At 70.9% G+C, this 25210-nt stretch carries 24 protein-coding genes and 2 pseudogenes; 11 read left to right on the forward strand and 15 right to left on the reverse strand.

Annotated features, from left to right (window positions below):
• Nucleotides 1–31 precede the first annotated feature (31 nt).
• The gene (locus tag HEP85_RS24430; protein ID WP_369657824.1) at nucleotides 32–1360 is read right to left on the reverse strand and encodes an FAD-binding protein; all 1329 of its coding nucleotides are present in this window, start codon (nucleotides 1358–1360) and stop codon (nucleotides 32–34) included.
• Nucleotides 1361–1603: 243 nt separating this feature from the next.
• Between HEP85_RS24430 and HEP85_RS24435 the strand changes: the two genes are divergently transcribed.
• The 4 genes and pseudogenes from HEP85_RS24435 (at nucleotide 1604) to HEP85_RS24450 (ending at nucleotide 4209) form a co-directional block, all read left to right on the forward strand.
• Nucleotides 1604–2110: a phosphatase PAP2 family protein gene (locus HEP85_RS24435; protein ID WP_168529822.1), complete on the forward strand. Its 507-nt coding sequence runs from the start codon at nucleotides 1604–1606 to the stop codon at nucleotides 2108–2110.
• Nucleotides 2103–3044 carry a decaprenyl-phosphate phosphoribosyltransferase gene (locus HEP85_RS24440; protein ID WP_168529824.1) on the forward strand — a complete coding sequence of 314 codons (942 nt, stop codon included), beginning with the start codon at nucleotides 2103–2105 and terminating at the stop codon, nucleotides 3042–3044. Before HEP85_RS24435 ends, HEP85_RS24440 begins: the two co-directional genes overlap by 8 nt.
• 56 nt (nucleotides 3045–3100) lie before the next feature.
• Nucleotides 3101–3226: pseudogene (locus HEP85_RS24445) on the forward strand (GtrA family protein); the annotation flags it as partial.
• Nucleotides 3214–4209 carry a YihY/virulence factor BrkB family protein gene (locus HEP85_RS24450; protein WP_168529826.1) on the forward strand — a complete coding sequence of 332 codons (996 nt, stop codon included), beginning with the start codon at nucleotides 3214–3216 and terminating at the stop codon, nucleotides 4207–4209. The pseudogene HEP85_RS24445 and the gene HEP85_RS24450, both read left to right, overlap by 13 nt.
• Here the strand turns inward: HEP85_RS24450 and HEP85_RS24455 are convergent.
• Nucleotides 4163–5464: a D-alanyl-D-alanine carboxypeptidase gene (locus tag HEP85_RS24455; RefSeq protein WP_329527194.1), complete on the reverse strand. Its 1302-nt coding sequence runs from the start codon at nucleotides 5462–5464 to the stop codon at nucleotides 4163–4165. The two genes, HEP85_RS24450 and HEP85_RS24455, sit on opposite strands and share 47 nt — an antisense overlap.
• Nucleotides 5465–5555: 91 nt before the next feature.
• Here HEP85_RS24455 and HEP85_RS24460 point away from each other — a divergent pair, with 91 nt between their 5' ends.
• On the forward strand, nucleotides 5556–5798 hold the full coding sequence (locus tag HEP85_RS24460; RefSeq protein ID WP_168529830.1) for an SCO4848 family membrane protein: 243 nt from the start codon (nucleotides 5556–5558) through the stop codon (nucleotides 5796–5798).
• Between the two features lie 19 nt (nucleotides 5799–5817).
• Nucleotides 5818–7167 carry a metallophosphoesterase gene (locus HEP85_RS24465; RefSeq protein ID WP_168529832.1) on the forward strand — a complete coding sequence of 450 codons (1350 nt, stop codon included), beginning with the start codon at nucleotides 5818–5820 and terminating at the stop codon, nucleotides 7165–7167.
• Nucleotides 7168–7201: 34 nt separating this feature from the next.
• On the opposite strand, the gene HEP85_RS24470 is transcribed toward HEP85_RS24465, so the two are convergent.
• The 3 genes from HEP85_RS24470 to HEP85_RS24480 all read right to left on the reverse strand — a co-directional run bounded on the left by HEP85_RS24470 (nucleotide 7202) and on the right by HEP85_RS24480 (nucleotide 11690).
• Entirely contained in the window at nucleotides 7202–9379 is a 2178-nt protein-coding gene (locus HEP85_RS24470) for a sulfatase-like hydrolase/transferase (protein WP_248002059.1), read from the reverse strand.
• 155 nt (nucleotides 9380–9534) lie between these two features.
• On the reverse strand, nucleotides 9535–11004 hold the full coding sequence (locus HEP85_RS24475) for a HAMP domain-containing sensor histidine kinase (RefSeq protein WP_168529834.1): 1470 nt from the start codon (nucleotides 11002–11004) through the stop codon (nucleotides 9535–9537).
• Nucleotides 11001–11690 carry a response regulator transcription factor gene (locus HEP85_RS24480; RefSeq protein ID WP_168529836.1) on the reverse strand — a complete coding sequence of 230 codons (690 nt, stop codon included), beginning with the start codon at nucleotides 11688–11690 and terminating at the stop codon, nucleotides 11001–11003. The genes HEP85_RS24475 and HEP85_RS24480 overlap by 4 nt, the downstream gene beginning before the upstream one ends.
• Before the next feature lie 162 nt (nucleotides 11691–11852).
• Here HEP85_RS24480 and HEP85_RS24485 point away from each other — a divergent pair, with 162 nt between their 5' ends.
• The gene (locus HEP85_RS24485; RefSeq protein WP_168533977.1) at nucleotides 11853–14267 is read left to right on the forward strand and encodes an MMPL family transporter; all 2415 of its coding nucleotides are present in this window, start codon (nucleotides 11853–11855) and stop codon (nucleotides 14265–14267) included.
• Here HEP85_RS24485 and HEP85_RS24490 read toward each other — a convergent pair.
• The 5 genes from HEP85_RS24490 to HEP85_RS24510 all read right to left on the reverse strand — a co-directional run bounded on the left by HEP85_RS24490 (nucleotide 14260) and on the right by HEP85_RS24510 (nucleotide 17241).
• On the reverse strand, nucleotides 14260–14868 hold the full coding sequence (locus HEP85_RS24490) for a Uma2 family endonuclease (RefSeq protein ID WP_168529838.1): 609 nt from the start codon (nucleotides 14866–14868) through the stop codon (nucleotides 14260–14262). The two genes, HEP85_RS24485 and HEP85_RS24490, sit on opposite strands and share 8 nt — an antisense overlap.
• A gap of 90 nt (nucleotides 14869–14958) precedes the next feature.
• Complete coding sequence (locus HEP85_RS24495) at nucleotides 14959–15633, reverse strand: TetR/AcrR family transcriptional regulator (protein ID WP_211118246.1); 675 nt, start codon at nucleotides 15631–15633, stop codon at nucleotides 14959–14961.
• 121 nt (nucleotides 15634–15754) lie between these two features.
• Nucleotides 15755–16273, reverse strand: coding sequence for a thiol-disulfide oxidoreductase DCC family protein (locus tag HEP85_RS24500; RefSeq protein ID WP_248002060.1), 519 nt, complete (start codon nucleotides 16271–16273; stop codon nucleotides 15755–15757).
• Complete coding sequence (locus HEP85_RS24505) at nucleotides 16270–16677, reverse strand: hypothetical protein (RefSeq protein ID WP_248002061.1); 408 nt, start codon at nucleotides 16675–16677, stop codon at nucleotides 16270–16272. Before HEP85_RS24505 ends, HEP85_RS24500 begins: the two co-directional genes overlap by 4 nt.
• Nucleotides 16678–16830: 153 nt before the next feature.
• Nucleotides 16831–17241, reverse strand: coding sequence for a VOC family protein (locus tag HEP85_RS24510; protein ID WP_168529842.1), 411 nt, complete (start codon nucleotides 17239–17241; stop codon nucleotides 16831–16833).
• A 263-nt stretch (nucleotides 17242–17504) separates the two neighbouring features.
• Here HEP85_RS24510 and HEP85_RS24515 point away from each other — a divergent pair, with 263 nt between their 5' ends.
• From HEP85_RS24515 to HEP85_RS24525, 3 genes are all read left to right on the forward strand, one after another.
• Nucleotides 17505–17960, forward strand: coding sequence for a TM2 domain-containing protein (locus HEP85_RS24515; protein WP_168529844.1), 456 nt, complete (start codon nucleotides 17505–17507; stop codon nucleotides 17958–17960).
• Nucleotides 17953–18360 (forward strand): DUF2752 domain-containing protein, encoded by a 408-nt coding sequence (locus HEP85_RS24520; protein ID WP_168529846.1) that lies wholly within the window; start codon nucleotides 17953–17955, stop codon nucleotides 18358–18360. Before HEP85_RS24515 ends, HEP85_RS24520 begins: the two co-directional genes overlap by 8 nt.
• Nucleotides 18361–18597: 237 nt before the next feature.
• Entirely contained in the window at nucleotides 18598–18861 is a 264-nt protein-coding gene (locus HEP85_RS24525) for a TM2 domain-containing protein (protein ID WP_168529847.1), read from the forward strand.
• Nucleotides 18862–18928: 67 nt separating this feature from the next.
• Here HEP85_RS24525 and HEP85_RS24530 read toward each other — a convergent pair whose 3' ends face one another.
• The 5 genes from HEP85_RS24530 to HEP85_RS24550 all read right to left on the reverse strand — a co-directional run bounded on the left by HEP85_RS24530 (nucleotide 18929) and on the right by HEP85_RS24550 (nucleotide 23221).
• Nucleotides 18929–19708, reverse strand: a complete 780-nt coding sequence (locus HEP85_RS24530) for a succinate dehydrogenase iron-sulfur subunit (protein ID WP_168529848.1) — start codon at nucleotides 19706–19708, stop codon at nucleotides 18929–18931.
• Complete coding sequence (gene sdhA / locus HEP85_RS24535) at nucleotides 19708–21462, reverse strand: succinate dehydrogenase flavoprotein subunit (protein ID WP_168529849.1); 1755 nt, start codon at nucleotides 21460–21462, stop codon at nucleotides 19708–19710. The genes HEP85_RS24530 and sdhA overlap by 1 nt, the downstream gene beginning before the upstream one ends.
• A 24-nt stretch (nucleotides 21463–21486) precedes the next feature.
• Nucleotides 21487–21978 carry a succinate dehydrogenase hydrophobic membrane anchor subunit gene (locus HEP85_RS24540; RefSeq protein WP_168529850.1) on the reverse strand — a complete coding sequence of 164 codons (492 nt, stop codon included), beginning with the start codon at nucleotides 21976–21978 and terminating at the stop codon, nucleotides 21487–21489.
• Between the two features lie 5 nt (nucleotides 21979–21983).
• A complete protein-coding gene (gene sdhC / locus HEP85_RS24545; RefSeq protein ID WP_148010139.1) occupies nucleotides 21984–22364 on the reverse strand; it encodes a succinate dehydrogenase, cytochrome b556 subunit in 381 nt (126 codons plus the stop codon).
• Nucleotides 22365–22597: 233 nt separating this feature from the next.
• Nucleotides 22598–23221: a 2-oxo-4-hydroxy-4-carboxy-5-ureidoimidazoline decarboxylase gene (locus tag HEP85_RS24550; protein WP_211118052.1), complete on the reverse strand. Its 624-nt coding sequence runs from the start codon at nucleotides 23219–23221 to the stop codon at nucleotides 22598–22600.
• Between the two features lie 312 nt (nucleotides 23222–23533).
• On the opposite strand from HEP85_RS24550, the pseudogene HEP85_RS24555 reads away from it, so the two are divergent.
• A pseudogene (locus HEP85_RS24555) lies at nucleotides 23534–25110 on the forward strand (glycoside hydrolase family 20 protein).
• The last annotated feature ends 100 nt before the right edge of the window (nucleotides 25111–25210 follow it).

Raw genomic sequence — 25210 nt, forward strand, 5'->3', positions numbered from 1 at the left:
GAGGGTGGGGGCGTGGGGCGACGTGCGTTGCTCAGAGTCCGAGCCGGCGGGACAGGTCCGAGGTGAACACGCCGCCGGGGTCCAACTCGGCGCGCAGCCGCCGGAACTCGGCCAGCCGCGGGTACATCCGGCCGAGCAGCTCGGGCCGCAGCCGTGCGTCCTTGGCGAGGTAGACGCGCCCGTCCGCCCCGGCCACCTCGTCGTCCAGTTCGTCGAGAAAGGTGCCGAGGCCGGGCAGGTTCGCCGGGATGTCCAGGGCGAGGGTCCAGCCGGGCATCGGGAAGGACAGCCAGCCGGGGTCGGCCGTTCCGAAGCGCTTGAGGACGGCGAGGAAGGAGGGGCAGCCGCGCTCCGAGACGCGCCGCACGATCCGGCGCAGGGTCTCCTCCCGGCCGTGTCCGACGACGAACTGGTACTGCACGAAACCGGCGCGCCCGTAGATCCGGTTCCAGTGCGGCACCCCGTCGAGGGGGTGGAAGAAGGCCGGGATCGTCTGTAGTTCACCGGTGCGCGCGCGGGGCGCCCTGCGGTACCAGAGCTCGTTGAAGAGGCCGACCGTGGTCCGGCCGAGCAGTCCCCGCGGCACGAAGGCGGCCGCGGCCGGAAACCGCCCGGGGCGGAACGCGAGGGGCTGTCTGCGCGCGCGGGCGGGCACGGTGTCGAGGGGGGCGTGCTCACCCCGCGTCAGCACCGCGCGTCCCGTCGACCGGCCGCGCGCGAGCAGGTCGATCCAGGCGACCGAGTAGCGGTAGCGGTGGTCGGTGGCGGTGAGGCGGGCCATCAGGTCGTCCAGGTCCGTCGCACGTTCGGTGTCGACGGACATCAGCGAGGTCTCCACGGGCAGGAGCCGGACCGTCGCCGACAGGATCACGCCGGTCAGGCCCATGCCGCCGGTGGTGGCGTCGAAGAGGGCGCTGCCGCGTTCCACGGTGCGGATCCCGCCGTCCGCGGTCAGCAGCTCGAAGGAGAGCACATGGCGGGAGAACGAGCCCGAGCCGTGGTGGTTCTTGCCGTGGATGTCCGCGCCGATCGCCCCGCCGACCGTCACATAGCGGGTGCCGGGCGTGACCGGTACGAACCAGCCGAGCGGGAGCAGGACCTCCATCAGCCGGTGCAGGCTCACCCCCGCGTCGCACAGCACGGTGCCGCAGACGGCGTCGACGGTGTGGACGCGGTCCAGGCCCGTCATGTCGAGCACGGCCCCGCCCGCGTTCTGCGCCGCGTCGCCGTACGCCCGGCCGAGCCCCCGTGCGATGCCGCCGCGCGCCCCGCACATCCGGACCGCGGCCGCCGCCTCCGCGTGGCTGCGCGGGCGTACGAGCCGCGCGGCGGTGGGGGCGGTGCGGCCCCAGCCCGTCACGGTGACGGTCTCGGCCGTGACGGGAACGGATACGCGCCCGGGGGCGGGAGGGGGAGGGGGCCGGTGTCGGAGCCGGCGTCGGAGGCGGTGTCGGCAGGCATGACCGTGACCGTATCGCCGAAAAAGGTGCATAACACCCCGCTCTCACGGGTGCCAACCGCTCCTCACCGAAATGGGTGATTAATGAGATGTCATCACAGATTGCCGTAATTCTGTGGTCACTCTCTAGAAGAGTGGGATCACATGGACGACCTTGACGACATGGACCGCCGGGTGCTGTCGGCATTCCAGGCGTGCGGCACGGATCCACGGGTGGCGGCGGTCGCGCGCGCCCTGTCCTGGAGCGGGGAGCACGCGGCGCTGTGGCTGGCGGCCGGGCTCACGGGGGCGGCCGTCGACCGGGGGCGACGCGGCGCGTGGATGCGCGGCACCGCGCTCACCGGTACCGCCCACCTCGCCAGCATGGTCCTGAAGCGGATCGTGCGCCGTCCGCGCCCCGCGCATCCGGCACCCCTGGTCCGTACGGCGGGGCGTCACTCGTTCCCCAGCTCGCACGCCACCTCGGCGACGGCCGCCGCGGTCGTCTTCGGACGGCTCGGCGCCCGGGTGGTGCCACCGCTCGCCGCCGCCATGTGCGTATCGCGGCTGGTCGTCGGCGTCCACTACCCCTCCGACGTCGTCGCGGGCGTGGTCCTAGGAGCCCTGACGGCCTGGCTGGGCGTCGAGGGGGCGGAGACCGGCCATGGCTGAGCGCACGGTGCTCCTGGAGCACCGCGGCACCCCGCCCGTGCCGGCGCGCACCGGCAGCCTCGCGCTCGGTCTGCTGAAGACCGCCCGCCCCCGTCAGTGGGTGAAGAACCTGCTGGTGGCGGCGGCCCCGGCGGCCGCGGGCCGGCTCTTCTCCCGGCACGCGCTGACCCAACTCGGCCTCGTCCTCGTTCTGTTCACGGCCTGCGCCGCCGCCGTGTATCTGATCAACGACGCCCGGGACGCCGTCGCCGACCGCGCCCACCCGGTCAAACGCCACCGCCCGGTCGCCGCGGGCCAGGTCCCGGTCCGGGTCGCCTACACGGCCGGCGGCGTCCTCGCCGTCCTCGGTCCCGCCCTCGCCGCCTGGCTGTCCTCCCCGGTCACCGCGGCACTGCTGACCGCCTACCTCGGCATGCAACTCGCCTACTGCGTCAGCCTCAAGCACGTCCTGGTCGTGGACCTCGTCGTCGTGACTACCGGATTCCTGATGCGGGCGATGATCGGCGGCCTCGCCCTCGGCATCCCGCTCTCGCGCTGGTTCCTGATCACCACGGGCTTCGGCGCGCTGTTCATGGTGTCGGCGAAACGGTACTCCGAGGCCGTCCAGATGACCGGGAAGACGGGGGTCACCCGCGGGCTGCTCACCGAGTACACCACCGGCTACCTGCGCTTCGTCTGGCAGCTCGCGGCCGGGGTCTCCGTCCTCGGCTACTGCCTGTGGGCCCTGGAGGACGGCGGTGTGCACAGCACCGGTGTGCTGCCCTGGCGCCAGCTGTCGATGGTCGCCTTCATCCTGGCCGTCCTGCGGTACGCGGTCTTCGCCGACCGGGGCACCGCCGGCGAACCCGAGGACGTCGTCCTGCGCGACCGGCCGCTCGCCCTGATCGCCCTGGTGTGGCTGGCGATGTACGGCCTCGCGGTCGCCAACTGGTGAGTCGCGCCCAGCGCACCGCCGCCCTCGCCGTAGGCCACGACGTCCTCGCGTTCGCCTCGCGGCGCGCCGACACCGTCCCGGGCGCGGGGATCGGCACGGCGTTCGCCACTGTCCTGCGATTTTGGGGTACCCGGACATTGGTTCTCCGAGGCGAGGGCAGATTCGGATCATGGACTGGCTGAGAAAGCTCCCGGGCGTGGGCCCTTTGGTCACCCGCCTGATGGCCACGCACGCATGGCGGTCGTACGAGCGGCTGGACCGGGTGAAGTGGACGCGGCTCGCCGCCGCGATGACCTTCGTCAGTTTCGTGGCGCTCTTCCCGCTGCTGACCGTCGCCGCCGCGGTCGGCGCCGCCACGCTCAGCGTCCATCAGCAGAAACAGCTCCAGGACAAGATCGCCGAGCAGGTGCCGGGGATCTCCGACCAACTGGACATCAACACGCTGGTGCAGAACGCGGGCACGATCGGTGTCATCGCGGGCGCCGTTCTGCTGCTGACCGGCATCGGCTGGGTCGGCCAGATGCGCGACTGTCTGCGCGCGGTCTGGGAGCTTCCCGACAGTGAGGAGAACCCGCTGCTGCGCAAGCTCGTGGACGGTGGCGTCCTCGTCGGGCTCGGCGGCGCGGTGCTCGTCACCATCGGCGCCTCCGCCGCCGCCTCCACGACGGTCGGCTGGACCGCCCGGCTGTTCGGCGTCGACCAGAACGGCTGGGGCGGGGGGCTGTTGCACGCCGCCGCGTTCGCGGTCGCCGTGCTCGCCGACTTCCTGCTGCTCCTGTATCTGCTGACCCTGCTGCCGGGAGTCCAGCCGTCCCGCCGCCGGCTCGTCGTCGCCGCTCTCATCGGCGCCGCGGGCTTCGAACTGCTCAAGCTGCTGCTCAGCAGTTATATGAGGGGCATCGCGTCGAAGAGCATGTACGGCGCCTTCGGGGTGCCCGTCGCGCTGCTCCTGTGGATCAACTTCACCGCGAAACTGCTGCTGTTCTGCGCGTCCTGGACGGCGACGGAGCACGAGGACCCGGAGGACCCGAAGCCCGAGGACCCGAAGCCCGAGGACCCGGAGCCGGAGGACCCGGCGCCCGGGGCCGACGCGCCGGGCGGCCCCGGGTCCGGTGAGATCAGCGGCGCCGGCGCATCAGGTCCGGCAGCGGCCAGCGGCGGTTGACCAGGAAGGCACTGCCGGCCAGCAGCAGGAGGAGGCCGCCGGCGATGGCCAGCGCGATCCCGGCCCCGCTCGAACCGCCCTTGGCCCCCGCGGAGGCGGCCACCGGAGCCGTCGACCCCTTGCCCGTGCCGGACGCGGCGGACGCGGTGGAGGAGGGGCCGCCCGACGGGTCCGAGCCGGCCTGCGTACTGGTGTCCGCGCTCCTCGGAGGTACCAGCTCACCCACCGGCGTGACCTTGTCCGCCGCCTTGAAGCCCCAGTCGAGCAGCTGTGCGGCCTCCTTGTAGACCTCGTTGTGCTCGTGCTTCTCCGGGTTCATCACGGTGACCAGCAGCACTTTGCCGTTCCGCTCGGCGACACCGGTGAAGGTCGCCCCCGCGTTGGTGGTGTTGCCGTTCTTCACGCCCGCGATGCCCTGGTACGTGGAGATGTCGCTGTCGCCGGTCAGCAGCCGGTTGGTGTTCTGGATCTCGAAGGACTCACGGCTCACCTTGCCCTTCTTGTCCTTCTTCGTCTCGCCGGGGAACTTCGCCCGCACCGTCGAGCAGTACTCCCGGAAGTCCTTCTTCTGCAGCCCGGAGCGGGCGAACAGCGTCAGGTCGTACGCCGAGGACACCTGGCCCTTCTCGTCGTAGCCGTCGGGGGTGACCACATGGGTGTCCAGGGCCTGCAGATCGTCGGCGTGCGTCTGCATCGCCTTGACCGTCTGCCCGACGCCGCCGTTCATCGCGGACAGCACGTGCACGGCGTCGTTGCCCGAGCGCAGGAACACCCCGAGCCACAGGTCGTGCACCGTGTAGGTCTCGTTCTCCTTTATCCCCACCAGGCTGGAGCCCGCGCCGAGGTCCGCGAGGTCGGTGACGGCGACCTTGTGCCGCTCGGTCCGGGGGAACTTCGGCAGCAGCGTGTCGGCGAAGAGCATCTTGAGGGTGCTCGCCGGGGGCAGCCGCCAGTGCGCGTTGTGCGCGGCCAGGACCTCCCCGGACTCGGCGTCGGTGACGATCCAGGAGCGCGCGGTGACGTCCTTCGGCAGCACGGGGGCGCCGCTGCCCAGGTCGGCCTGGGTCCCGGGCAGACCGAGCCGCGCGCCGCCCACCGTCGACATGTCCGCCGGCGGAGTGGCGCTCGGCGTCGGTGACGATGACGGTGACGGCTTGCCGGCGGCCATGACCGGAGCGGCCGTCAGCGAAAGGGACAACAGGGTGGCGGATGTGACCAACAACGATCGCTTGGTGGTCTTCTTGATGGCGGGCACGGTCGAGAAAGTACATGGCTCCGGCGGTGAAGTCCTCTCACCCTGCCCACCCCGGCGGCGGGTGACGGCTGATGGCCGCGATACTGGACCCATGAAGCTCAGCCGCCCCGTCTCCTGGTTCCTGCTCGCCTTCGGGGTGTGGAGCTGGGTCATCTGGATCACTTTCGTCAAGAACCTGTGGAAGGACGGCAGCGGGCTCGCGTTCGACGACGCGGGGGATCCGACGGCGTACTTCTGGGTTCATCTGACGCTCGCCGTAGTCTCCTTTGTCCTGGGGACGGTCGTCGGGGCCATCGGGTTCCGCGGACTGCGCGCCTTGCGACAGACCTCATAGCGACGGGGGAGCCGAGGTCGTGGTCATCGTCTTCCTGCTGGTGGGCCTGGCGGCCCTGACCGCGTTCGCGGGCCTGCACCGGTACCTCTGGCGCCGTCTGGTGCGCGAGACGACGACCGGTCCGGGGCCCGCGCGCCGCGCGGGCACCGTGGTCTTCGTCGCCGGCCCCGTGCTCATGGTCGGCGCGGTCGCCGCGGAACGCGCGGGCGCGCCCTTCTGGCTCCAGCGGACGCTGGCCTGGCCCGGCTTCCTGTGGATGGCGCTGGCCCTCTACCTGTTGCTCGCGGTCGTGGCGGGAGAGGCCGTACGGCCCCTGGTGACGCGGCTCGTGCGGCGGCGGACCGCCGACGGGCCGGAGGCGTCGCGCGTCGCCGTGGGGGCGGCGACGGGACCCGCGGTACCTCTCCGCCCGGCCACGGAGCCGGTCGTCCCGGCCGCTCCGGGCGGAACCGGTGCCGCCGCGTCGGCCGCCGCGCCCGGACAGCCCGACGCCCCGTCGCGGGAGGCGACGGACCCGGGGCGTGCGGGTGGCGTCGCGCCGGGCCCGTCGCGGCGGCTCTTCGTCTCACGGGCCGTCGGCGGGACCGCCGCCGCCGTCGCCGTGGGAACCGTCGGATACGGCACCTACGGCGTCCTGCGCGGGCCCCGTGTGAAGAGGGTGACCGTACCGCTGGCCAGACTGCCCCGGTCCGCGCACGGCTTCCGGATCGCCGTCGTCAGTGACATCCACCTCGGGCCGGTCCTCGGCCGGGACTTCTGCCGGCGCGTCGTCGACACGATCAACTCGACGCAGCCCGACCTGATCGCCGTGGTGGGGGACCTGGTCGACGGCAGCGTGAAGAACCTGGGACCGGCCGCCGCGCCGCTCGCCGGGCTGCGGGCACGGCACGGCTCGTACTTCGTCACCGGCAACCACGAGTACTACTCGGGCGCCGCGCAGTGGGTCGCGGAAGTACGCGAACTGGGCCTGCGGCCGCTGGAGAACGCGCGGACGGAACTGGCCGGATTCGACCTCGCCGGGGTCAACGACGTGGCGGGTGAGAGCGAGGGACAGGGCCCCGACTTCGGCAGGGCGCTGGGCGGCCGGGACACCGCGCGGGCCGTGGTGCTGCTCGCGCACCAGCCGGTGCAGATCCACGACGCCGTACGCCACGGTGTCGACCTCCAGCTCTCCGGGCACACCCACGGGGGCCAGCTCTGGCCCGGGAACTACGTCGCCGAACTCGCCAACCCCACCGTCGCGGGCCTCGAGCGGTACGGCGACACGCAGTTGTACGTCTCCCGGGGCGCGGGAGCCTGGGGGCCGCCGACCCGGGTGGGCGCGCCGTCGGACATCACGATCGTGGAGCTGGCCTCCCGGCAGGCCTGAGCGACGGCGTTCGTTCCGGCCCGGGGTGACCGACTCACGGGGCCGGCGTCGAGCCGTACGCCGTCATGAAGCGGTCGCGGAAGGAGCTCATCTTCCAGACCGGGGCGTTGTGCTCGGGCTGGAGACCGTCCGTCCACCCCCAGTCGGCGATCTTGTCCAGGACCTTCGGGTCCTTGGCGACGATCGAGACCGGGACGTCACGGCTGGCGTGGTTGCCGCTGACCCGGGCGATGGGCTGGTGGTCGCCGAGGAAGATCAGCACGGTGTTCTTGTTCCCGTACTCGACCAGGTAGTTGATCAGGCTCGACACCGAGTACTGGATGGACTTGCCGTACTCCTGCTTCGACTTCGTGGAGTCGGTGATGATGCCGGCGGGATTCTTGCCGGCCTTCTCGATGGCGTTGTAGACCGAGCCGTCACCGACCTGGTCCTGCGGGACCAGCTTGGGGATCGGCGCCCAGGGCTGGTGGCTGGAGGTCAGGATGATCTCCGACATCAGCGGCTTGTCGTGCTTCTTGCCGTGCACCAGACGTTCGAACGCGGTCAGGGCGTACTGGTCGGGCATCGTCGACCAGCTGAACTTCGGGCCCTTGTACTCGAGCTTGTGGGAGTCGTAGACCTTGTCGAGGCCGTAGAACTTGGACTCGGGCCAGGCCTTCTGGACGCCCGGCATGACACCCACGGTGTCCCAGCCGCCCGACTTCTTGAAGGCCTTGGTGAGGGTCAGGTGGTCGCCGGCGGTGACGGTGCGGTACCGCTGCTGGTTGCTGATCCACAGGCCGGACAGGAACGTGGAGTGGCCGAGCCAGCTGCTTCCGCCGTACGTCGCCGAGGTCAGCCAGCCGCTCTTCGCCGCGAACCCGGCCTTGACCAGCTTCTGGTTCTCGGCCGTGAGGGTCGCGTCCACCCCCGGCGCCATGACCGGGTCCTCGATCGCGCTGCGGCCGTAGCTCTCGATGAAGGTGATCATCATGTCCTTGCCGCGCAGGTCCGTCAGGAGCTGGTCCGGCGGGGTGTTGCCGAAGGCGTCCTTCTTGGCGAACTTGGCGAACGCCGCCTCGTCCCGCAGGGTCGCCTGCACCCGCTTGGTGCGGTCCTCCACGGACTTGGCCGTACGGTCGGAGGCGACGGGCACGCCGGTGACCTGCACGCCGAGCGCCGCGCAGGCGATCCAGACGGTGCCGAGCACCAGGGTCGAGCGGGTGGCCGTCACGGTGTGCCGGGACATCAGGCCGGCGAGCCGGACGACCGCGAGCGACATGACGGCGAGCAGGACGATCACGAACAGCACGAGGGCGACGACGATGCCGAGCGTCGCCTGCTTGCCCAGCGTGTCCTGGAGATAGGCCCGCGCGTCGGCGAACAGCGACCAGTCGAGGACGAGGTTGAACCCCCGCCCGAGGTATTCGTTGAAGCCGATGTCGAGGAGGTTCAGGATGGTCAGCACGCCCAGGAGCAGGCCGCCGGCCGCCGCCACCACCACCCGGGGCCTGCGGGGCAGGACGATCAGCACGGCCGCGCCGAAGACCGCTTCCACCGGGATGCGCACGAACTCGCCGGGCCGGAAACCGGCGCTGCTGTTCGGCATGAGCAGCGCGAACAGCACGAGCACGGCGGCGAGCCCGGTGGTGGTCCAGGTCAGGGCCCGCGCGGCGACAGGGTACCTCGCCCGCCACCCCCGCCACCGCCCTTTGACCGGCGCCGGGGAGGCGGCGCCTTCGTCTCCGGGCACGGCGGGTTCGGCAGGCACGGCGGGTTCGGCGGCCGCGACGGGCTCCGCGGACCCGGCGGCTTCCACGGACCCGCCGGATTCAGTGGGTTCGGCGGCTGCGGTGGGCTTCGGGGAGTCGGCCGCGGCGGTCTCGGCGACCTGGGGAGAGTCGGTGGGTTCGCCCGAGTCGGTGGGCTCGGCGACCTCGGGGGAGCCGGTGGGCACGGTGGCCTTCGCGGGCTCGGGGGACTCCTCGGGGGACTCGGTGGGTCCGGCGGCCCCCGGGCGGGCGCCGGATTCGGTGGCCGTGGAGGAGTCGCCCGGCGCTTCGGTCCCGGAGGGTCCGGCGGCCCCGGCGGGACCGGTGGTCGTCGCGCGGGCGGCGGTCTCCGGGGTCTCCGGCTCGGCGGGCGCGTCCGGCGTCCGGGCTTCCCGCGGGCGCGCCTCGTCGGGCGTCTCGTCCGTGTCCGGCAGCTGTCGAGAGCTCGTGTTGAACGACAACCCGAAGGTCCTTCCGTGCGAAGCCCGGTGATGGCGCGGCGGACCAGGCCCTACAGGCCGGGCCACCTGCTTCTCTGTACGGCACCACGGCGGACCGTGTTCAATGCCCCAGGTCTGCTTATGTTCAAGGGCACCACCGCATATGTTCAAGCAGGTCAGCGTGCGGGCAGTGTGACGGTCACGGCGAGCCCCTCGCCCGGCGCCGTCCGCACCGCCACATCACCCCCGTGAGCCGTCACCACCCCCTGCACGATCGCCATCCCCAGTCCGCTGCCCGCACCGCCGCCCGCCCGGAAGAACCGGTCGAAGATGCGGGCCGCGTCGTCCTCGGCGAGCCCCGGACCCTGGTCCGCGACACACAGCCGTACGACCCCGTCCGCGCGCTCCAGACCGAGCCGCACGGGCACCTCGGCGGGCGTGTGGGTGCGGACGTTGGCCACCAGGTTGCCCAGCACCTGCCGCAGCCCCGACTCGTCGGCGTGCACCAGCAGGGTGCCGTCGGCGCCCACCGTCACCGGCCGCCCCGGCTGCTGGGCGCGCAGATCCTCGGCGGCGTCCCGTACGAGCCGGCTCAGGTCGACGTTCCTGAACCGCAGCTCGGGCCGCTGGTCGAGGCGGGCCAGGGTGAGCAGCTCGTCCACCAGCCGCCCCATCCGGTCGGCCTCGGCGTTCATCCGGTCCCAGGCCCGCCGCCGCTCGGCCGGCTCGCTCAGCATCCCCTTGTCGTACAGCTGGAGGTAGCCGCGGATCGCGGACAGCGGGGTGCGCAGCTCGTGCGAGGCGTCCCCGACGAACCGCCGCAGCTGGGCGGCGCTGCGCTCACGCGTCCGGTAGGCCGCTTCCACCTGCTGGAGCATGGAGTTGAGCGCCAGCCGCAGCTGTTCGACCTCCTGGGTCGGATGATGGCTGGAGGGCACGCGCCGCGTCAGGTCCCCCTCGGCGATCGCCGACGAGGTCTCCACCATGTCCTCCAGCGGCCGCAGCCGACGGCTCACGCTGAGCATGGTCAGCACCGCGAGCAGGGTCAGCAGCAGGGTCCCCACGGCGAGATCGAGCCGCAGGGCCTTGGCTATGCCCTTCTGCAGCGCGTCGGTGGAGGTGGCGAGCAGCACGGAGGTGCCGTCGGCGAGCCGGGCCCCGGTCGCCCGGTAGGCGGCGCCGTGCACGGTGATGTCGTGCAGCGCGCTGTCGCGGACGAGGGCGCGCGGGTCGTCCACCGCGGCGACCAGCGCGCGCTGGGTGCCAGTCGGCTTGAACCCGCCGATGCTGAGCGGCCGCCCCTGACCGTCCACCGCCGCGAAGATCGAGTCCGGCTGCGGGGAGCCGTCCGCGCGGGGGGTCAGGTGGTTGCGGACGAAGGACAGCGCGGTCAGCGAGTCGATCTGGTGCAGCGTGAGCTGTGAACCGGTCAGCGAGTCCCGCGTCTTGACCAGCTCCGTGTCGACCTGGTCGATCAGGTAGTGCCGCATGCCCATCAGGCTGACGGCGGTCGCCACGATGATGCCCAGGGCCAGCAGCGCCACGTTGGCGAGCGTCAGCTTGCCGCGCAGTGAGTGGATCCCGTGGTGGCGGCGGGGACGCCGGATGCCCACCCGGGCCGCGAGGATGCGATCCGGGATCTTCATGCGAGCCCGTACCCGACACCCCGCCGGGTCTGGATGACCGGCGGTCCGAGGGGTTCGAGCTTGCGCCGCAGATAGCTGATGTAGGTCTCCACGACGGTCGACTCGGCCGAGTGCTCGTACTGCCACACATGCCGCAGGAGTTGCTCCTTGGGCACGATCCGCCCGCCGTTGCGCACCAGGAAGCGCAGCAGCGCGTACTCGGTCGGGGTGAGTTCCACGGTCCGGTCGCCGCGGTGCACCGAGTACGTCGTCTCGTCCAGTTCCAGTTCGCCGTAGCGCAGCGGCGGGCGCTGCGGCAGGACGTCGGCGGGGCGGGTGCGGCGCAGGACGGCGGTGATACGGGCGACGACCTCGTCGATGTTGAACGGCTTGGTGATGTAGTCGTCGCCGAAGCCGAGCGCGCCCACGATCTCCGCGGGCGCGTCCCGGGCGGTGAGGAAGACGACCGCCAGATCGGGCTGCCGTATCCGCAGTTCACGGCCCAGGGCCCGGCCGTCGCCGTCCGGCAGCATCACGTCGAGCAGGGCCGCGTCGGGCCGGGTGCGCTCGGCGAGCGTGAGCGCCCGGCGGACGGTGCCCGCGGTCATGACCTCGAAGCGGTGGTAACGCAGGGCGATGGCGAGGACGTCCGCGATGCTCGGCTCGTCCTCGACGACGAGGACGGTGGCACCCTCATGAGCGGTCATGCCCCCAGTATCCGCACGCGCGTCCCGCCGGCGGGCGGCTCCCGTCTTGGAGTTCCTTGAGAGTCATGGCCGGGTCGTTCATCGTGCGAGCACGCCGGTCGATGGTTCTTCCAGGACCTGGGGGACCGACCGACCGACTAAGGAGCGTTGAGCGTGGCGACATTGGCACGGTGGTGCTATCGGCACCGGCTGGTGGTCCTGTTGTTGTGGGTGGGGGCGCTGCTCGGACTGGGGGCCGCGGCGTCCACCGCGGGCACGGACTACGCGAACGTGTTCTCCCTGCCGGACACGGATTCCAAGCGCGCGTACGACCTGATGGAGAAGGCCTTCCCGGACCGCGCGGGCGACACCGACACGGTGGTGTGGAAGGTCGACGCGGGCACGGTCCGGGACCAGGCCGTACGCTCCCGGATCCAGCCGGTGCTCGAGAAGATCGGCGGGATGAAGGGCGTCGGCGGCGTCACCAGCCCGTACACGGGCGCGCAGGGCGCGGCGCAGATCAGCGAGGACGGGCGGATCGCCTACGCCCAGGTCACCTTCGCCGAGCAGGCCAACGCCGTACCCAAGGAACTGGTGCAGAGCGTCGTGGACACGGCGCAGGGCGCCGAACGCGCCGGTCTGCGGGTGGACCTGGGCGGCCAGGCGATCCAGCGGGTCCAGGAACCGCCCACCGGGCTCGCCGAGATGGTCGGCATCCTGGCCGCGGCCGTCGTCCTCTTCCTCGCCTTCGGCTCGCTCTTCGCGATGCTGCTCCCGATCGGCATCGCGATCTTCGGCGTGGGCACCGGGCTGTTCTCCACCCAGCTGGTCAGCCATGTCACGGACGTGCCCGACCTGGCTCCGCTGCTCGCCACCCTGATCGGACTCGGCGTCGGCATCGACTACGCGTTGTTCATCGTCACCCGGCACCGGCGCGGCATCCTGCGTGGCGCGGACCCCGAGGAGTCGGCGGTCACGGCGCTCAACACCTCGGGACGGGCCGTCCTGTTCGCGGGCGGCACGGTGTGCATCGCGCTCGCCGGGATGCTCGTGACCAACCTGCGCTTCCTGGACGGCGTGGTCATCGGCACCTCGCTGACGGTCGTGTTCAGCGTGCTCGCGGCGGTCACGCTGCTGCCCGCGCTGCTCGGCTTCCTCGGCCCGCGGGTGCTCAGCCGCCGTCAGCGGCGCAAGCTGGCCGCCGGGGGAGGGCGGGAGCCGGAGTCCGCGAGCGGCCTGGCCGCGCGCTGGTCGGCGGGTGTGCAGAAGCGTCCGCGCACGATCGCCGTGATGGCCGTGGTCGTCATGGCGGTGCTCGCGCTGCCCGTGCTGTCGCTGCGGCTCGGTGCCACCGACCAGGGCAACGACGACGCGACCACGACGACGAGGAAGGCGTACGACCTGCTCGCGGAGGGCTTCGGGCCCGGCTTCAACGGTCCGCTGCAGGTGGTCTCGTCCGGCGGTGACACGGACGCGCTCGTGCGGAACATCCGCGCGACCGACGGTGTCGCCCGGGTCGCCGCGCTGCCGCCCGCCGGAGGCGTCACGGTGATCCAGGTCGTGCCGACCACCTCGCCGCAGTCCGAGAAGACGGACCAGCTCATCGACGCCCTGCGGGACAAGGCGATCCCCGACGCGGGCGCCCAGGCCCACGTGGGCGGTGTGACGGCGATCTCCAAGGACTTCTCCACGGTGACGGGGGACCGTCTCCCGCTCTTCGTCGCGACCATCATCGGCCTCGGCTTCCTGCTCCTGATGGTCGCCTTCCGCTCCCTGGTGGTGCCGCTGACGGCCGCCGTGATGAACCTGATCGCGGCCGCCGCGTCCTTCGGCGTCCTCGTCGCGGTCTTCCAGTGGGGCTGGGGCCTGGACCTGCTGGGCCTCGGCAAACAGGGGCCGATCAACGCCTTCCTGCCCGTCATCATGCTGTCGCTGCTCTTCGGCCTGTCGATGGACTACCAGGTGTTCCTGGTGAGCCGGATGCACGAGGAGTGGGTGCACACCCGGGACAACGCGCGGGCGGTGCGGGTCGGTCTCGCGGAGACCAGCCGGGTCATCAACTCCGCGGCCCTGATCATGGTCTGCGTCTTCCTGGCCTTCGTCCTGAGCGGCGACTCGGGGGCGGCGATGGCGGGCGTCGGCCTGGCGGCGGCGGTCGCGCTCGACGCGTTCATCCTGCGTACGGCGCTGGTGCCGGCCGCGATGCATCTGCTCGGCAACTCCAACTGGTGGCTGCCGGCCGGGCTCGACAAGCGGCTTCCGCACCTGGCGGTGGAACCGGCGGAGGAGACGGAGCCGGTGCCGGTGCCCGCGCAGGGTGGAGGAGCGACGGCCGTCCACGGCTTCGTCCGCGACACGGCGGGCGAACCCCTCGACGGGGCGGTCGTCACGCTGCTCTCCAAGGGCGGGCGCCAGCTGGACCGGGTGACGTCACTGGCCGACGGCTCGTACATCGTCTCGGTGCCGGCCCCGGGGACGTACCTCCTGGCGGCGACGGCACCCTCGTACGCGGCCCGAGCCGGTCATGTACTCGTGGGCGGCGAACCGCTGGTGCACGACGTGGAGTTGACCGAGGACGAGGTGGACGCGGTCAACTAGCGGTGGGCTGACCGGCCTTCAGGATCTCGTCGACGTCCAGGGTGACCTTGGCGCCGATCGAGTCGGGCAGCACCGCGAGTTCCCCGGGGGCGTGGACGCGATGACTCGCGTACTCGTCCCCGAGGGGCTCGGTCAGCACGTGGAGCCGCTGGTGCCTGCGGTCGACGATCACATAGACCGGGATCTTCGCCTCGGCGTACGCCGCGACTTTGGTGCGGAGGTCGGTCTGGTAGTTGCTGGAGGTGACCTCAAGGACCAAGCGGAAGCAGCCCGGGTCGTAGCAGTTGTTCTCGACGAGGTGGTCCTCGATGTCGGCGTCGACGACAACGAGATCGGGTACCGCGTAGTCCTCCGAACCGGTCGGGAGCCAGAGACCGACTCCTTCGAGCACCTCGGTCTCGCCGCAGTCAAGTCCGGCGGTGAAGAACGGGCGCCTCAACCTGGACAGAGCACGGGCGTGGGCAACGTTGGGGGGCGGGGTCACGATGATCGAGCCTCCGAGGATCTCGACGCGGTACCCCGGATTGCGGTCCATGAGCCGGTTCGCTTCCGCGGTCAGCGGACGGTCGCCATGGGGCCGCTCGACGGATGCTGCGGACATCACGTACCTCCTGCGGGCTGGTGTCGAGGACAGCATCGTAGAGCGGGCGGGTCCCCGGTGTCCGGTTCGCGCCGCTTCACCCGATGGTGATCACTCGGTCCGCCCCTTGACCGCAGGATCGGGCAGCAGCCTCGTCATCCCCGGCAGGAAGTCCGTGAACAGCTCGTGCACCTCGTGGACGAGCGGTCGCAGCACCCGGAAGCGGGCCAGTGAGACACCCCGGGTGGTGAGCCGGGCGCCGCGCTCGGCGAGCCGGTAGCTGCGCTCGCGTCCCTCCGTGCGGTCGAAGACCCAGTACAGGACGAGCCCCATCTGCGACAGCCACATCAGCTCGGGCAGCACGTCCCGCAGCTCCTCGGGGACCTTCGCCTTCGACCCCGCGAGCACCTTCCGGTGCAGGGCGATGGACTCCTCGCGCGGTCCGGCCGACTCGGGCGAGAAGGGGCTGAGCGGGCTGTCGGGATCGGCGGCGTTCTTGAAGAACTGCGCCGCGAACTCGTGGTACGGCTCCGCCACGTCCAGCCATGCCTTCAGCACGCCCGCGATCCGCGCCTCCAGGTCCTTCTCGCGTTCCAGGACCGGTCGGACCGCCACCTGGTGCTCGGCGGCGATCCGGTCGTAGAAGCCCTGGATCAGGTGCTCCTTGCCGGCGAAGTAGTAGTACGCGTTGCCGACCGAGACCCCGGCCTCCTTGGCGATGGCCCGCATGGTCGTCTTGTCGTACCCCCGTTCCTGGAACAGCCGGAGAGCCGTCTCCAGGATCAGGGCGCGGGTCTGCTCGCTCTTTGCGGGGCCTTTGTCCGGGCTCTGGTCCGGGCTCTGGTCCGGGCCCTCGGAGTCCTTGCCGGGGCCGGGGTCCTCTGTCGGTGCTGGCACGGTCATGAGCCTAACGAGTCGAACAGGTGCCGCCGTCACAGCCGGGAGGGTTGTACAGCCACCCGATGGTCGGTTCGTACACCCAGCCGTCGCCCCGCCGGTAGGCCTGCCCGCCCCACCCCTCGGCGCGGCGGTGGCCCGCGCGCCACTTGGCGGCGGCGAGCAGCGCGCCCCTCGCGAGCAGGGCACCCGCCGGGGTGCTCAGCCGGTGCGCGAGCGACCGGTACTCGCGCAGCGCCCACAGGCACACGACCCAGGCGGCGGCCCCCTGGTAGACCTGACCGGCGTCGCCCACGACGGTGATCTCGTCGAGGGTGGCCCGGTGGTCGAGGGCGGGGAAGAGCCCCCGGGCCTCGTAGGAGGCGGCCGGCACCAGCCGCAGCGGCACCAGTTGGGACTGCTTCGCCAGCCAGTCGCGCAGGAAGGCGCACAGCGAGCACTGCGCGTCGTAGAGGACCGTGAGCCCGCGGACCGGGACGCGCGTGGCGTCCCGGTCCCGGGTGCCCGAGGAGGCGGTCACCGGGGTCACATCCCGGCCGCGGGCGCGACCCAGTCCGTCGGTCCGACGGGCGGCAGCTGTTCCCGCTCCATCACGCCCCGCCGCCGGATCCTGTTGAGCACGTACACGTTGCCGAGGTGCATGACACCGAGTACGAGCAGGACGACGCCGAGCTTGGTCGACAGGGCCTCGAAGACCCCGCGGGCGTTCTCGATGTCGTCGTCCCCGTTCAGGTAGAGCGCGACGAAGCCCAGGTTGACCAGGTAGAAGCCCACCACCAACAGGTGGTTGACGGCTTCGGCGAGCTTCTCGTTCCCGTGCAGCACGTCGGCGAGGAAGATCCGCCCGTTGTGGCTCAGCGTGCGCGCCACCCAGACCGTCAACGCGATGCTGACCAGCAGATAGATGACGTACGCCACGACCGTGAGGTCCATGTCCCCACCCCTTCTTGAACGCGTTCAAAACGCTGTCGAGTAGGAATGTAGACCTGCTTTTGAACATGTTCAAGTCAGGAGTGGGGATGTGCCCGGCGTCACGTCCGGCGAAGTCTCCGCGGGTGTTCCGCCGTGTGATCCGAACGGCGGCCGTCAGGGGCGGCGGGCGAGTTCGGGCCGCTTGGTGTAGTCCGTGAAGCCGATGACGTTGCCCCAGGGGTCGGCGATCTCGACGGTCCTGCCGGTGGCGACCGGGAACACGGGAGCGAGCGGCCGGATGCCGGCCGCGGTCAGCGCGGCGGCCGTGGCCCGCGCGTCCCGGACCTCCAGCCACACCCGTGCCGAGGCCCATACCGGCGGCCGTGGGCTGAGTTCCTCCTCCAGGCGCAGCAGCAGCCCCGGAGTCTCCTTGCCCACCTTCAGCAGGGCGATGCCGGCCTCGTCGAGCCGGAACGCCACCGGGAACCCGGCCCGTTCGTAGAAGCTCACCGCCGCGCCGAGGTCACCCACCGGCAGCAGTACGTTGTCGAGTCCGAGCAGCTCATGTGACACGTCATCTGACATGCCGTCAGATTAGGTGTTCGTCCGCCTTCGTCCGCGGGGGCTGACCGTGCGGGTCACTCATTGGGCCGAGACCCGGCCCCCGCGCCGGTGGCGCCCCGCACCGTCTGCGGCGCGGAAACGGTGACGGGACGAGGTCGTCGCCCGCGTGTGGACGAATCCACTTCTCCGTCCGCGGTCTCCTGCTGCAAGATGGCGTGACTCATGTCCGACTTTCGTACGTGAGTCCAACGTCCCCACGCACGCGCCTACCAGGAGCCAGCACCTTGACCGATCAGCCGCAGCAGCCGCAGCAGCCCCCGAACCAGCCGCCCGGCTACGGCTATCCGCACGCCGGCGCGACTCCGCCCGGCGGCCCCGGCCCGTACGGCCCCGGACAGCAGGGCCCCTACCAGCAGCCGGGGCCGTACGGGTACGCGCAGCCCGGTGGCTACCCGATGGGCGCCGTTCCGCCCGGCACGTACACCGGTGACCCGAACGCGCCGTACGGCTACGACCCCTACGGCCGCCCGTACTCCGAGAAGTCGAAGATCGTCGCCGGTGTCCTCCAGCTCACCCTGGGCAGCCTCGGCATCGGGCGGTTCTACATGGGCAATGTCGGCATCGGCATCGCCCAGCTCCTCACCTGCGGGGGCCTCGGTATATGGGCCCTGATCGACGGGATCATGCTGCTCACGGGCAGCAGCGCCACGGACTCCGAGGGCCGGGTCCTGCGTGGCTGATTCCGTCGCGGCGCGCGGGGTCGCGCTGCGGCACCCGGCGGCGGCACCCCTCGCGGTGCTCGCCGCCGGGGCGGCCGGGGCGGGGTATCTGTACGTCACCGATCCGCACGAGCCCGGCCATGTCCTGCCCGGGTGCCCGTTCCGTCTGGTCACCGGGCAGCTCTGCCCGGCCTGCGGCGGCACCCGCATGGTGTACGACCTGATGCACGGTCACTTCGCCGGGGCCTGGCTGGACAACAGGGCGCTGTTGCTCGCCTCGCCGTTCGCCCTCGCGCTGCTCGCGCGCTGGGCCTGCGAGGGGCTGCGTGGACGCCGCTGGAGGCCCGAACTGAAGCCGCGCACGCAGGCGTTGATCCTCCTCGTGGCGGTGGCGTGGACGGTGGCCCGCAACCTCGTCTAGGGCATGGGCGCGACGGCGGTTCGATCAAGGGACCGCGTGTGGCCGGAATATGATCACGGGATGGGAACGATTGATCGATTTCTCTCCCCTTTGGGCCGTTGATCTCCGTACGCTCCCACGGCACAGGGGGGATGGCGTGCACGTGATCCATGGGTGATCTCTGCCATGAGGTCCCTCCTGGACTCCGGCCGGAGCGCTTTGTTCCGGTTGTATTTCAGCCATCCAGGAGCAGCTTTCATGACCGTCCCCACCCCTGACGCCCCCTACGGCTACGACCCGCAGGGCCGTCCCTACTCCGACAAGTCCAAGATCGTCGCGGGCGTCCTCCAGCTGTTCCTGGGCGGATTCGGCGCCGGCCGCTTCTACGTCGGTTCCACCGGTGTGGCCCTCGGCCAGCTCTTCACCTGCGGCGGCCTCGGCATCTGGGCCCTGGTCGACGCGATCCTGTTCTTCACGAGCAACGACCGCACCGACAAGCAGGGCCGCGTACTGCGCGGCTGACGACGACAGTCGCGACGAAGGGCCCCGCTCCGGAATGGAGCGGGGCCCTTCGGGCAGCTGCGGCGGATCAGAAGCGACGCGTGATCAGCGCGCGCTTGACCTCCTGGATCGCCTTCGTGACCTCGATACCGCGAGGGCAGGCGTCCGTGCAGTTGAACGTGGTGCGGCAACGCCACACGCCGTCCTTGTCGTTGAGGATCTCCAGGCGCTGCTCGCCCGCTTCGTCACGGCTGTCGAAGATGAAGCGGTGCGCGTTCACGATCGCGGCCGGGCCGAAGTACTGGCCGTCGTTCCAGAACACCGGGCAGGACGACGTGCACGCCGCGCAGAGGATGCACTTGGTGGTGTCGTCGAAGCGCTCGCGGTCCTCGGCGCTCTGCAGACGCTCACGCGTCGGCTCGTTGGTGTCCTTCGTGATGAGGAAGGGCATCACGTCGCGGTACGCCTGGAAGAACGGGTCCATGTCGACCACGAGGTCCTTCAGGACCGTCAGGCCCTTGATGGCCTCGACCGTGATCGGCTTGGCGGGGTTGATGTCCTTGATCAGCGTCTTGCAGGCGAGGCGGTTCTTGCCGTTGATCCGCATGGCGTCCGAGCCGCAGATGCCGTGCGCGCAGGAACGGCGGAAGGTGAGCGTGCCGTCCTGGTCCCACTTGATCTTGTGCAGCGCGTCGAGGACACGCTCCTTCGGGTCGATCTCCAGCTGGAAGTCTTCCCAGACCGCGTCCGCCGAGACCTCGGGGTTGAAGCGGCGGATGCGGAACGTGGCGGTGATGTACGGCGAGTCGGCGAAGCCCGCCTCGGGCTGGCCGGCGCTGTCCGCCTTGTCGAGAGTCGGGGTAGCCATCAGTACTTACGCTCCATCGGCTGGTAGCGGGTCTGGACGACCGGCTTGTAGTCGAGACGGATGGACTCGGTGCCGTCGTCGCCGACCTCGCGGTACGCCATGGTGTGGCGCATGAAGTTGACGTCGTCGCGGTTCGGGTAGTCCTCGCGGTAGTGACCGCCGCGGGACTCCTTGCGGGCGAGCGCGGAGACGGCCATGACCTCGGCCAGGTCGAGCAGGTTGCCCAGCTCGATGGCCTCGAGGAGGTCCGTGTTGAACCGCTTGCCCTTGTCCTGGATCGAGACGTTCTTGTAGCGCTCGCGCAGCTCCGCGATCTTCTCGACCGCCGTCTTGATCGTCTGCTCGGTGCGGAACACCATCACGTTGGCGTCCATGCACTCCTGCAGCTCGAGGCGGATCGTCGCGACCCGCTCCGTGCCCGTGGAGTCGCGCAGGTGCTCGACCTGCCTGACGACCTGCGAGGCAGGGTTCTCGGGCAGCTCGACGTAGTCGGCCTTCGCCGAGTACTCGGCCGCGGCGATGCCCGCGCGGCGCCCGAACACGTTGATGTCCAGGAGCGAGTTCGTGCCCAGGCGGTTGGCGCCGTGCACGGACACGCAGGCGACCTCGCCGGCCGCGTACAGGCCGGGGACGACCGTGGTGTTGTCGCTCAGCACCTCACCCTGGACGTTCGTCGGGATGCCGCCCATGGCGTAGTGCGCGGTGGGCTGGATCGGGATCGGGTCCGTGTAGGGCTCGATGCCGAGGTACGTACGGGCGAACTCGGTGATGTCGGGGAGCTTCGCGTCGAGCTGCTCCGGCGGGAGGTGCGTGAGGTCGAGGTAGACGTGGTCGCCCTCGGGACCGCAGCCGCGGCCCTCACGGATCTCCGTGTAGATGGAGCGGGAGACGACGTCACGGGACGCGAGGTCCTTCATGACCGGCGCGTACTTCTCCATGAAGCGCTCGCCGTCCTTGTTGCGGAGGATGCCGCCCTCACCGCGGGCGCCCTCCGTCAGCAGGATGCCCATGCGCCAGATGCCGGTCGGGTGGAACTGGAAGAACTCCATGTCCTCCAGCGGCAGTCCGCGACGGTAGACCGCGGCCTGGCCGTCACCGGTCAGCGTGTGCGCGTTGGACGTCACCTTGAAGAACTTGCCGGTGCCGCCGGAGGCGTAGATCACGGACTTCGCCTGGAAGACGTGGATCTCGCCGGTCGCCAGCTCGTACGCGACCACGCCGGCCGAGCGCTTCACGCCGTCGACCTCGGTGATCAGCTGGTCGAGCACGTAGAACTCGTTGAAGAACTCCACGCCCTCCTTGACGCAGTTCTGGTACAGCGTCTGGAGGATCATGTGGCCGGTGCGGTCCGCGGCGTAGCAGGACCGGCGGACCGGGGCCTCGCCGTGGTTGCGGGAGTGACCGCCGAAACGGCGCTGGTCGATCCGGCCCTCGGGCGTCCGGTTGAACGGCAGGCCCATCTTCTCCAGGTCGAGGACCGAGTCGATGGCCTCCTTCGCCAGGATCTCGGCGGCGTCCTGGTCGACCAGGTAGTCACCGCCCTTGACGGTGTCGAAGGTGTGCCACTCCCAGTTGTCCTCCTCCACGTTGGCCAGCGCGGCGGCCATGCCGCCCTGCGCCGCGCCCGTGTGGGAGCGGGTGGGGTAGAGCTTCGTCAGCACGGCGGTGCGGCTGCGCTTCGTCGCCTCGATGGCGGCGCGCATGCCGGCGCCGCCGGCGCCGACGATGACGGTGTCGTACTTATGGATCTGCATGAGTCGGTTACCTCAGCCCCGTGCCTAGCGGATGTTCGGGTCGAAGGTGAAGATCACCAGCGTGCCCAGCAGGATGGTGAACACCGTCGCGGTGTAGAGCAGGCCCTTGAGCCACAGGCGGGTGTTCGCGCGCTCGGCGTAGTCGTTGATGACCGTGCGCAGGCCGTTGGCGCCGTGCAGCATGGCGAGCCACAGCATCGCGAGGTCCCAGGCCTGCCACCACGGGGACGCCCAGCGGCCCGCGACGAACGCGAAGCCGATCTTGGAGACTCCGCCGTCGAGGACGAGCTGGATGAGCAGGTGGCCGAGGACCAGGACGACGAGGACGATGCCGGACAGGCGCATGAAGAGCCAGCCGTACATCTCGAAATTGCCGCGCGTCGACTTCGGGGTCTTCTTGGTGCGCTTGCGGGGCGCCTCGATGAGCGGCGCCGGGTTGTCGACGCCGTACGCCGAGTACGCGCCCGCGCCCTCGACGGGGCCGATGCCGGAAGCGGCGGTCTCTGTGGTGGACATCTGCGTCAGCTCCCGAAGACTTCGCGGAATGCGTGCCCGAGGACGGGGTACAGCGCCCCGGCCATCAGCACGACCCAGATACCGACGACGGACCAGAGCATCTGCTTCTGGTAGCGCGGGCCCTTCGACCAGAAGTCGACGGCGATGACACGCAGGCCGTTGAGCGCGTGGAAGAGGATGGCGGCGACGAGGCCGTACTCCAACAGCGCGACGATCGGCGTCTTGTACGTGGACACGACCCTGTCGTAGTCCTCGGGGGAGACACGGACGAGAGCGGTGTCCAGCACGTGTACGAACAGGAAGAAGAAGATGAGGACGCCGGTGACTCGATGAGCCACCCAGGACCACATTCCTTCCCGGCCGCGGTACAGCGTTCCAGCCGGCACGGAAGAACCCTCCGGGAGCGGGGATTGGGGCCTGCCGGCTTCTGTGTCGGTCGGCCCGGCCGGGTACGGTCCACCGGCCCCGGCCATCGTAGCGACGACTTGTCGGAACGTTTACAGCGGCCCTATCTATGTGATCAAACTGGCAGACAATCAGGCACGGACGGGCTACTGCGGACGCGGATCGGGGGCCGGAGCGCGGCCGGCGTGCCGCGGGGTTCCCGGGGGCGGCGCTTCTAGAGGGGGCGCTCGAGTACGGGCGGCGCGCTGAAGTGCTGCACCAGGCGGGCCAGGCGGCCTCGGGCGAGGCGGCGCAACTCGTCCGCCGTCGTCACCCGCTCCTCCTCCCGATCGTTCGTCAATCGTGACCGGATGGCGCCGAGCACCTGATCGAGGGCTTCTTCGGGGGCTATGCCGTCCAGACAGATGACGAACACATGCCCGAAGCGGCTTTCGTACGCGGCGTGCGCGGCGCTCAGCGCGGTGTGGGCGGCGGAGTAGCCGCCGTCCGGGAGCGGGGTGAGTGACTCGCCGGCCAGTGCTTCGGCGAGATCGCCGGGCGTGAGGTCGTACGCCGCCTCGTCGGCCGCGGCCAGCAGGGCGTCCAGGTCCGGGTAGGGCCGGTGGGCGGCCAGCCGGTGGGCCCAGCGCGGATTGCGGCAGCACGTGAGCAGGGCGCGCTCGACGTCGTCGGCGGGCGCGTCGTTGAAGTGCTGCAGGCGGCCCGGGGACGGTGGCGCGCTCTTCTGCTCGGGTAGGGCGACCTGGCCGGGGAGGCGTGGGAGACGGTGCGCGGGCAGCGTGGGTCCTCGGCGATGGGATGGCGGCGGGTGCGTGCCGTGGCGTCCTGTGGACGTCACGTGTGGTGCGGCAGGGGATGAAGTGAGAAGTGTGCCGCCACGGTATCGACGATTGACGGGAGCTGTCCGTCCGATGCCTGAATTTCACCCGGAAGGGAGAGTTTCGGAACCTGCGGTGGACGGTTGTGAAGGAGAAGGGGACCGTGGTTCATGAGGGGGGTGTACGACGTGAGGTGTACGGGGTGCGGGATGCGTACGTGAAGGTGCGGGTCTCGACGGCCGGGGCGCGAGCGTGATCGTGAAGGGCGTGGTGCGGTGAGCACGGGCAGGCGGCGACGGGCGCCGGTACGGAGCGGGAGGCGGCCGGCGCTGATGGCCGCCGGAGTGGTGGTGGCGGCGGGCGCCGTGGTGGCGGCCGTGGTGCTGTGGCCCTCCGGTGACGGCGAGCCGACCGGGGCGAGCCTGTCCTCGGCGAGCACGTCCGCCGCCGCGAGCGGGTCCTCCGCGTCCGCCTCGCCCACCCGGGTCTACCCCTCTCCCAGGCCCCCCGCACGATTCCCGCCGTGCGGGAGCACACGCCCGCCCGGGGGCCCGGCTGGCGTCCCGCCGCGGGCGGCCGGGTCGTCGTGGACGACGCCGGCCTCGCCGACGAGGGGAAGCTGATGGCGGGGGAACTCAAACTGTCCTACGCGGGGCGGACACAGGCCCGCGACGGTGACGTCGAACTCGCCCTGAACGGCACGGCCGCCGACCCGGAGTCGTACACCCTGACGGTGAAGAACCGCCGGGTCACCATCTCCGCGCCCGGCGAGGCGGGCGTCTTCTACGGCACGCGCACCCTCAAGCAGGAGGTGCACGGCGGCGGCACCGCGCCGGAGGGCGTCGTACGCGACCGGCCCGCGAAGCCACGCCGCGGGTTCATGCTCGACATCGCCCGCAAGCACTTCACGGCGGCCTGGATCGAGGACCGCGTCCGCGAACTGGGCGATCTGAAGTTCAACGAGCTGGGCCTGCACTTCTCCGACGACCAGGGCTTCCGCATCCAGTCGGACACCCACCCGGAGATCGTGTCCCGGCAGCATCTGTCCAAGACCGAGGTCAAGGACATCATCGACCTCGCGGCGAGCCGGCACATCCACGTCGTGCCCGAGATCGACTCGCCGGGCCACCTCGGCGCGGTGATCGCCGCCCACCCCGACCTCCAGCTCCGGAACGCCTCGGGGGTCCCCACCCGGGGTGCCGTCGACATCTCCAAGCCCGCGTCGGCGGCCATCGTCGACGACCTGCTCAACGAGTACGCGGGTCTCTTCCCCGGCCCGTACTGGCACCTCGGCGGCGACGAGTACCAGGCGCTGACCGTGGCGAACCCGGCGGCCTCCTATCCGCAGCTGGCCACCGCGGCCAGGAAGCTCTTCGGGGCCGGCGGGAGCGTCGCCGACCTGGCGACCGGCTGGCTCAACGACCGCGCCTCGGTGGTGCGCGGACACGACCGGACCTCGCGGGCCTGGAACGACGGGTTCTTCCGCGGGGGCAGCGTCCAGGCCGCCAAGGACATCGAGGTCGCGTACTGGACCGGGAAGGAGATCGGCGCGCGCCCGCCGGCCGAGTACCTGAGCGCCGGCCGCGAACTCATCAACTACAACGACGAGTTCCTCTACTACGTCCTCGGTGAACCGCAGACCTTCGTCTATCCGACCGGGCGGCGCATCTACGAGCAGTGGACCCCGCTCGTGCTGCGCGGCACCACACCGGTCCCGTCGAGGTACGACGGCCAGATCCTCGGCGGGAGCTTCGCCGTCTGGTGCGATCTCTCGGCCTCGCAGACCCAGGACCAGGTGGCGGCGGGCATCAGGATGCCGTTGCGCGCGACCATCCAGAAGCTGTGGGATCCGGGCCGGCCGGCGCTCTCCTGGACCGGCTTCAAGAGCCTCGCGGACCGACTGGGCTGAACCGGCCCCGCCGGCCGGCCGGACCGGCGGTCTGCGGCCGCTGCGCGGGCCGGGCGCAATTGGTTGGACGCCGGGGCCGGATGAACGTATCTTCCGATGG

The sequence above is a fragment of the Streptomyces sp. RPA4-2 genome (genome assembly GCF_012273515.2).
GTDB lineage: Bacteria > Actinomycetota > Actinomycetes > Streptomycetales > Streptomycetaceae > Streptomyces > Streptomyces kaempferi.

What these genes read in the sequence shown, in the direction of transcription:
- HEP85_RS24540 (WP_168529850.1), bottom strand. Translation starts at nt 21,978, where the DNA reads ATGTCCACCACAGAGACCGCCGCTTCCGGCATCGGCCCCGTCGAGGGC.
- HEP85_RS24435 (WP_168529822.1), top strand. Translation starts at nt 1,604, where the DNA reads ATGGACGACCTTGACGACATGGACCGCCGGGTGCTGTCGGCATTCCAG.
- HEP85_RS24505 (WP_248002061.1), bottom strand. Translation starts at nt 16,677, where the DNA reads ATGGACCTCACGGTCGTGGCGTACGTCATCTATCTGCTGGTCAGCATC.
- HEP85_RS24460 (WP_168529830.1), top strand. Translation starts at nt 5,556, where the DNA reads ATGAAGCTCAGCCGCCCCGTCTCCTGGTTCCTGCTCGCCTTCGGGGTG.
- sdhA (WP_168529849.1), bottom strand. Translation starts at nt 21,462, where the DNA reads ATGCAGATCCATAAGTACGACACCGTCATCGTCGGCGCCGGCGGCGCC.
- HEP85_RS24490 (WP_168529838.1), bottom strand. Translation starts at nt 14,868, where the DNA reads ATGTCCGCAGCATCCGTCGAGCGGCCCCATGGCGACCGTCCGCTGACC.
- HEP85_RS24510 (WP_168529842.1), bottom strand. Translation starts at nt 17,241, where the DNA reads ATGTCAGATGACGTGTCACATGAGCTGCTCGGACTCGACAACGTACTG.
- HEP85_RS24450 (WP_168529826.1), top strand. Translation starts at nt 3,214, where the DNA reads ATGGACTGGCTGAGAAAGCTCCCGGGCGTGGGCCCTTTGGTCACCCGC.
- HEP85_RS24530 (WP_168529848.1), bottom strand. Translation starts at nt 19,708, where the DNA reads ATGGCTACCCCGACTCTCGACAAGGCGGACAGCGCCGGCCAGCCCGAG.
- HEP85_RS24480 (WP_168529836.1), bottom strand. Translation starts at nt 11,690, where the DNA reads ATGACCGCTCATGAGGGTGCCACCGTCCTCGTCGTCGAGGACGAGCCG.
- HEP85_RS24525 (WP_168529847.1), top strand. Translation starts at nt 18,598, where the DNA reads ATGACCGTCCCCACCCCTGACGCCCCCTACGGCTACGACCCGCAGGGC.
- HEP85_RS24440 (WP_168529824.1), top strand. Translation starts at nt 2,103, where the DNA reads ATGGCTGAGCGCACGGTGCTCCTGGAGCACCGCGGCACCCCGCCCGTG.
- HEP85_RS24475 (WP_168529834.1), bottom strand. Translation starts at nt 11,004, where the DNA reads ATGAAGATCCCGGATCGCATCCTCGCGGCCCGGGTGGGCATCCGGCGT.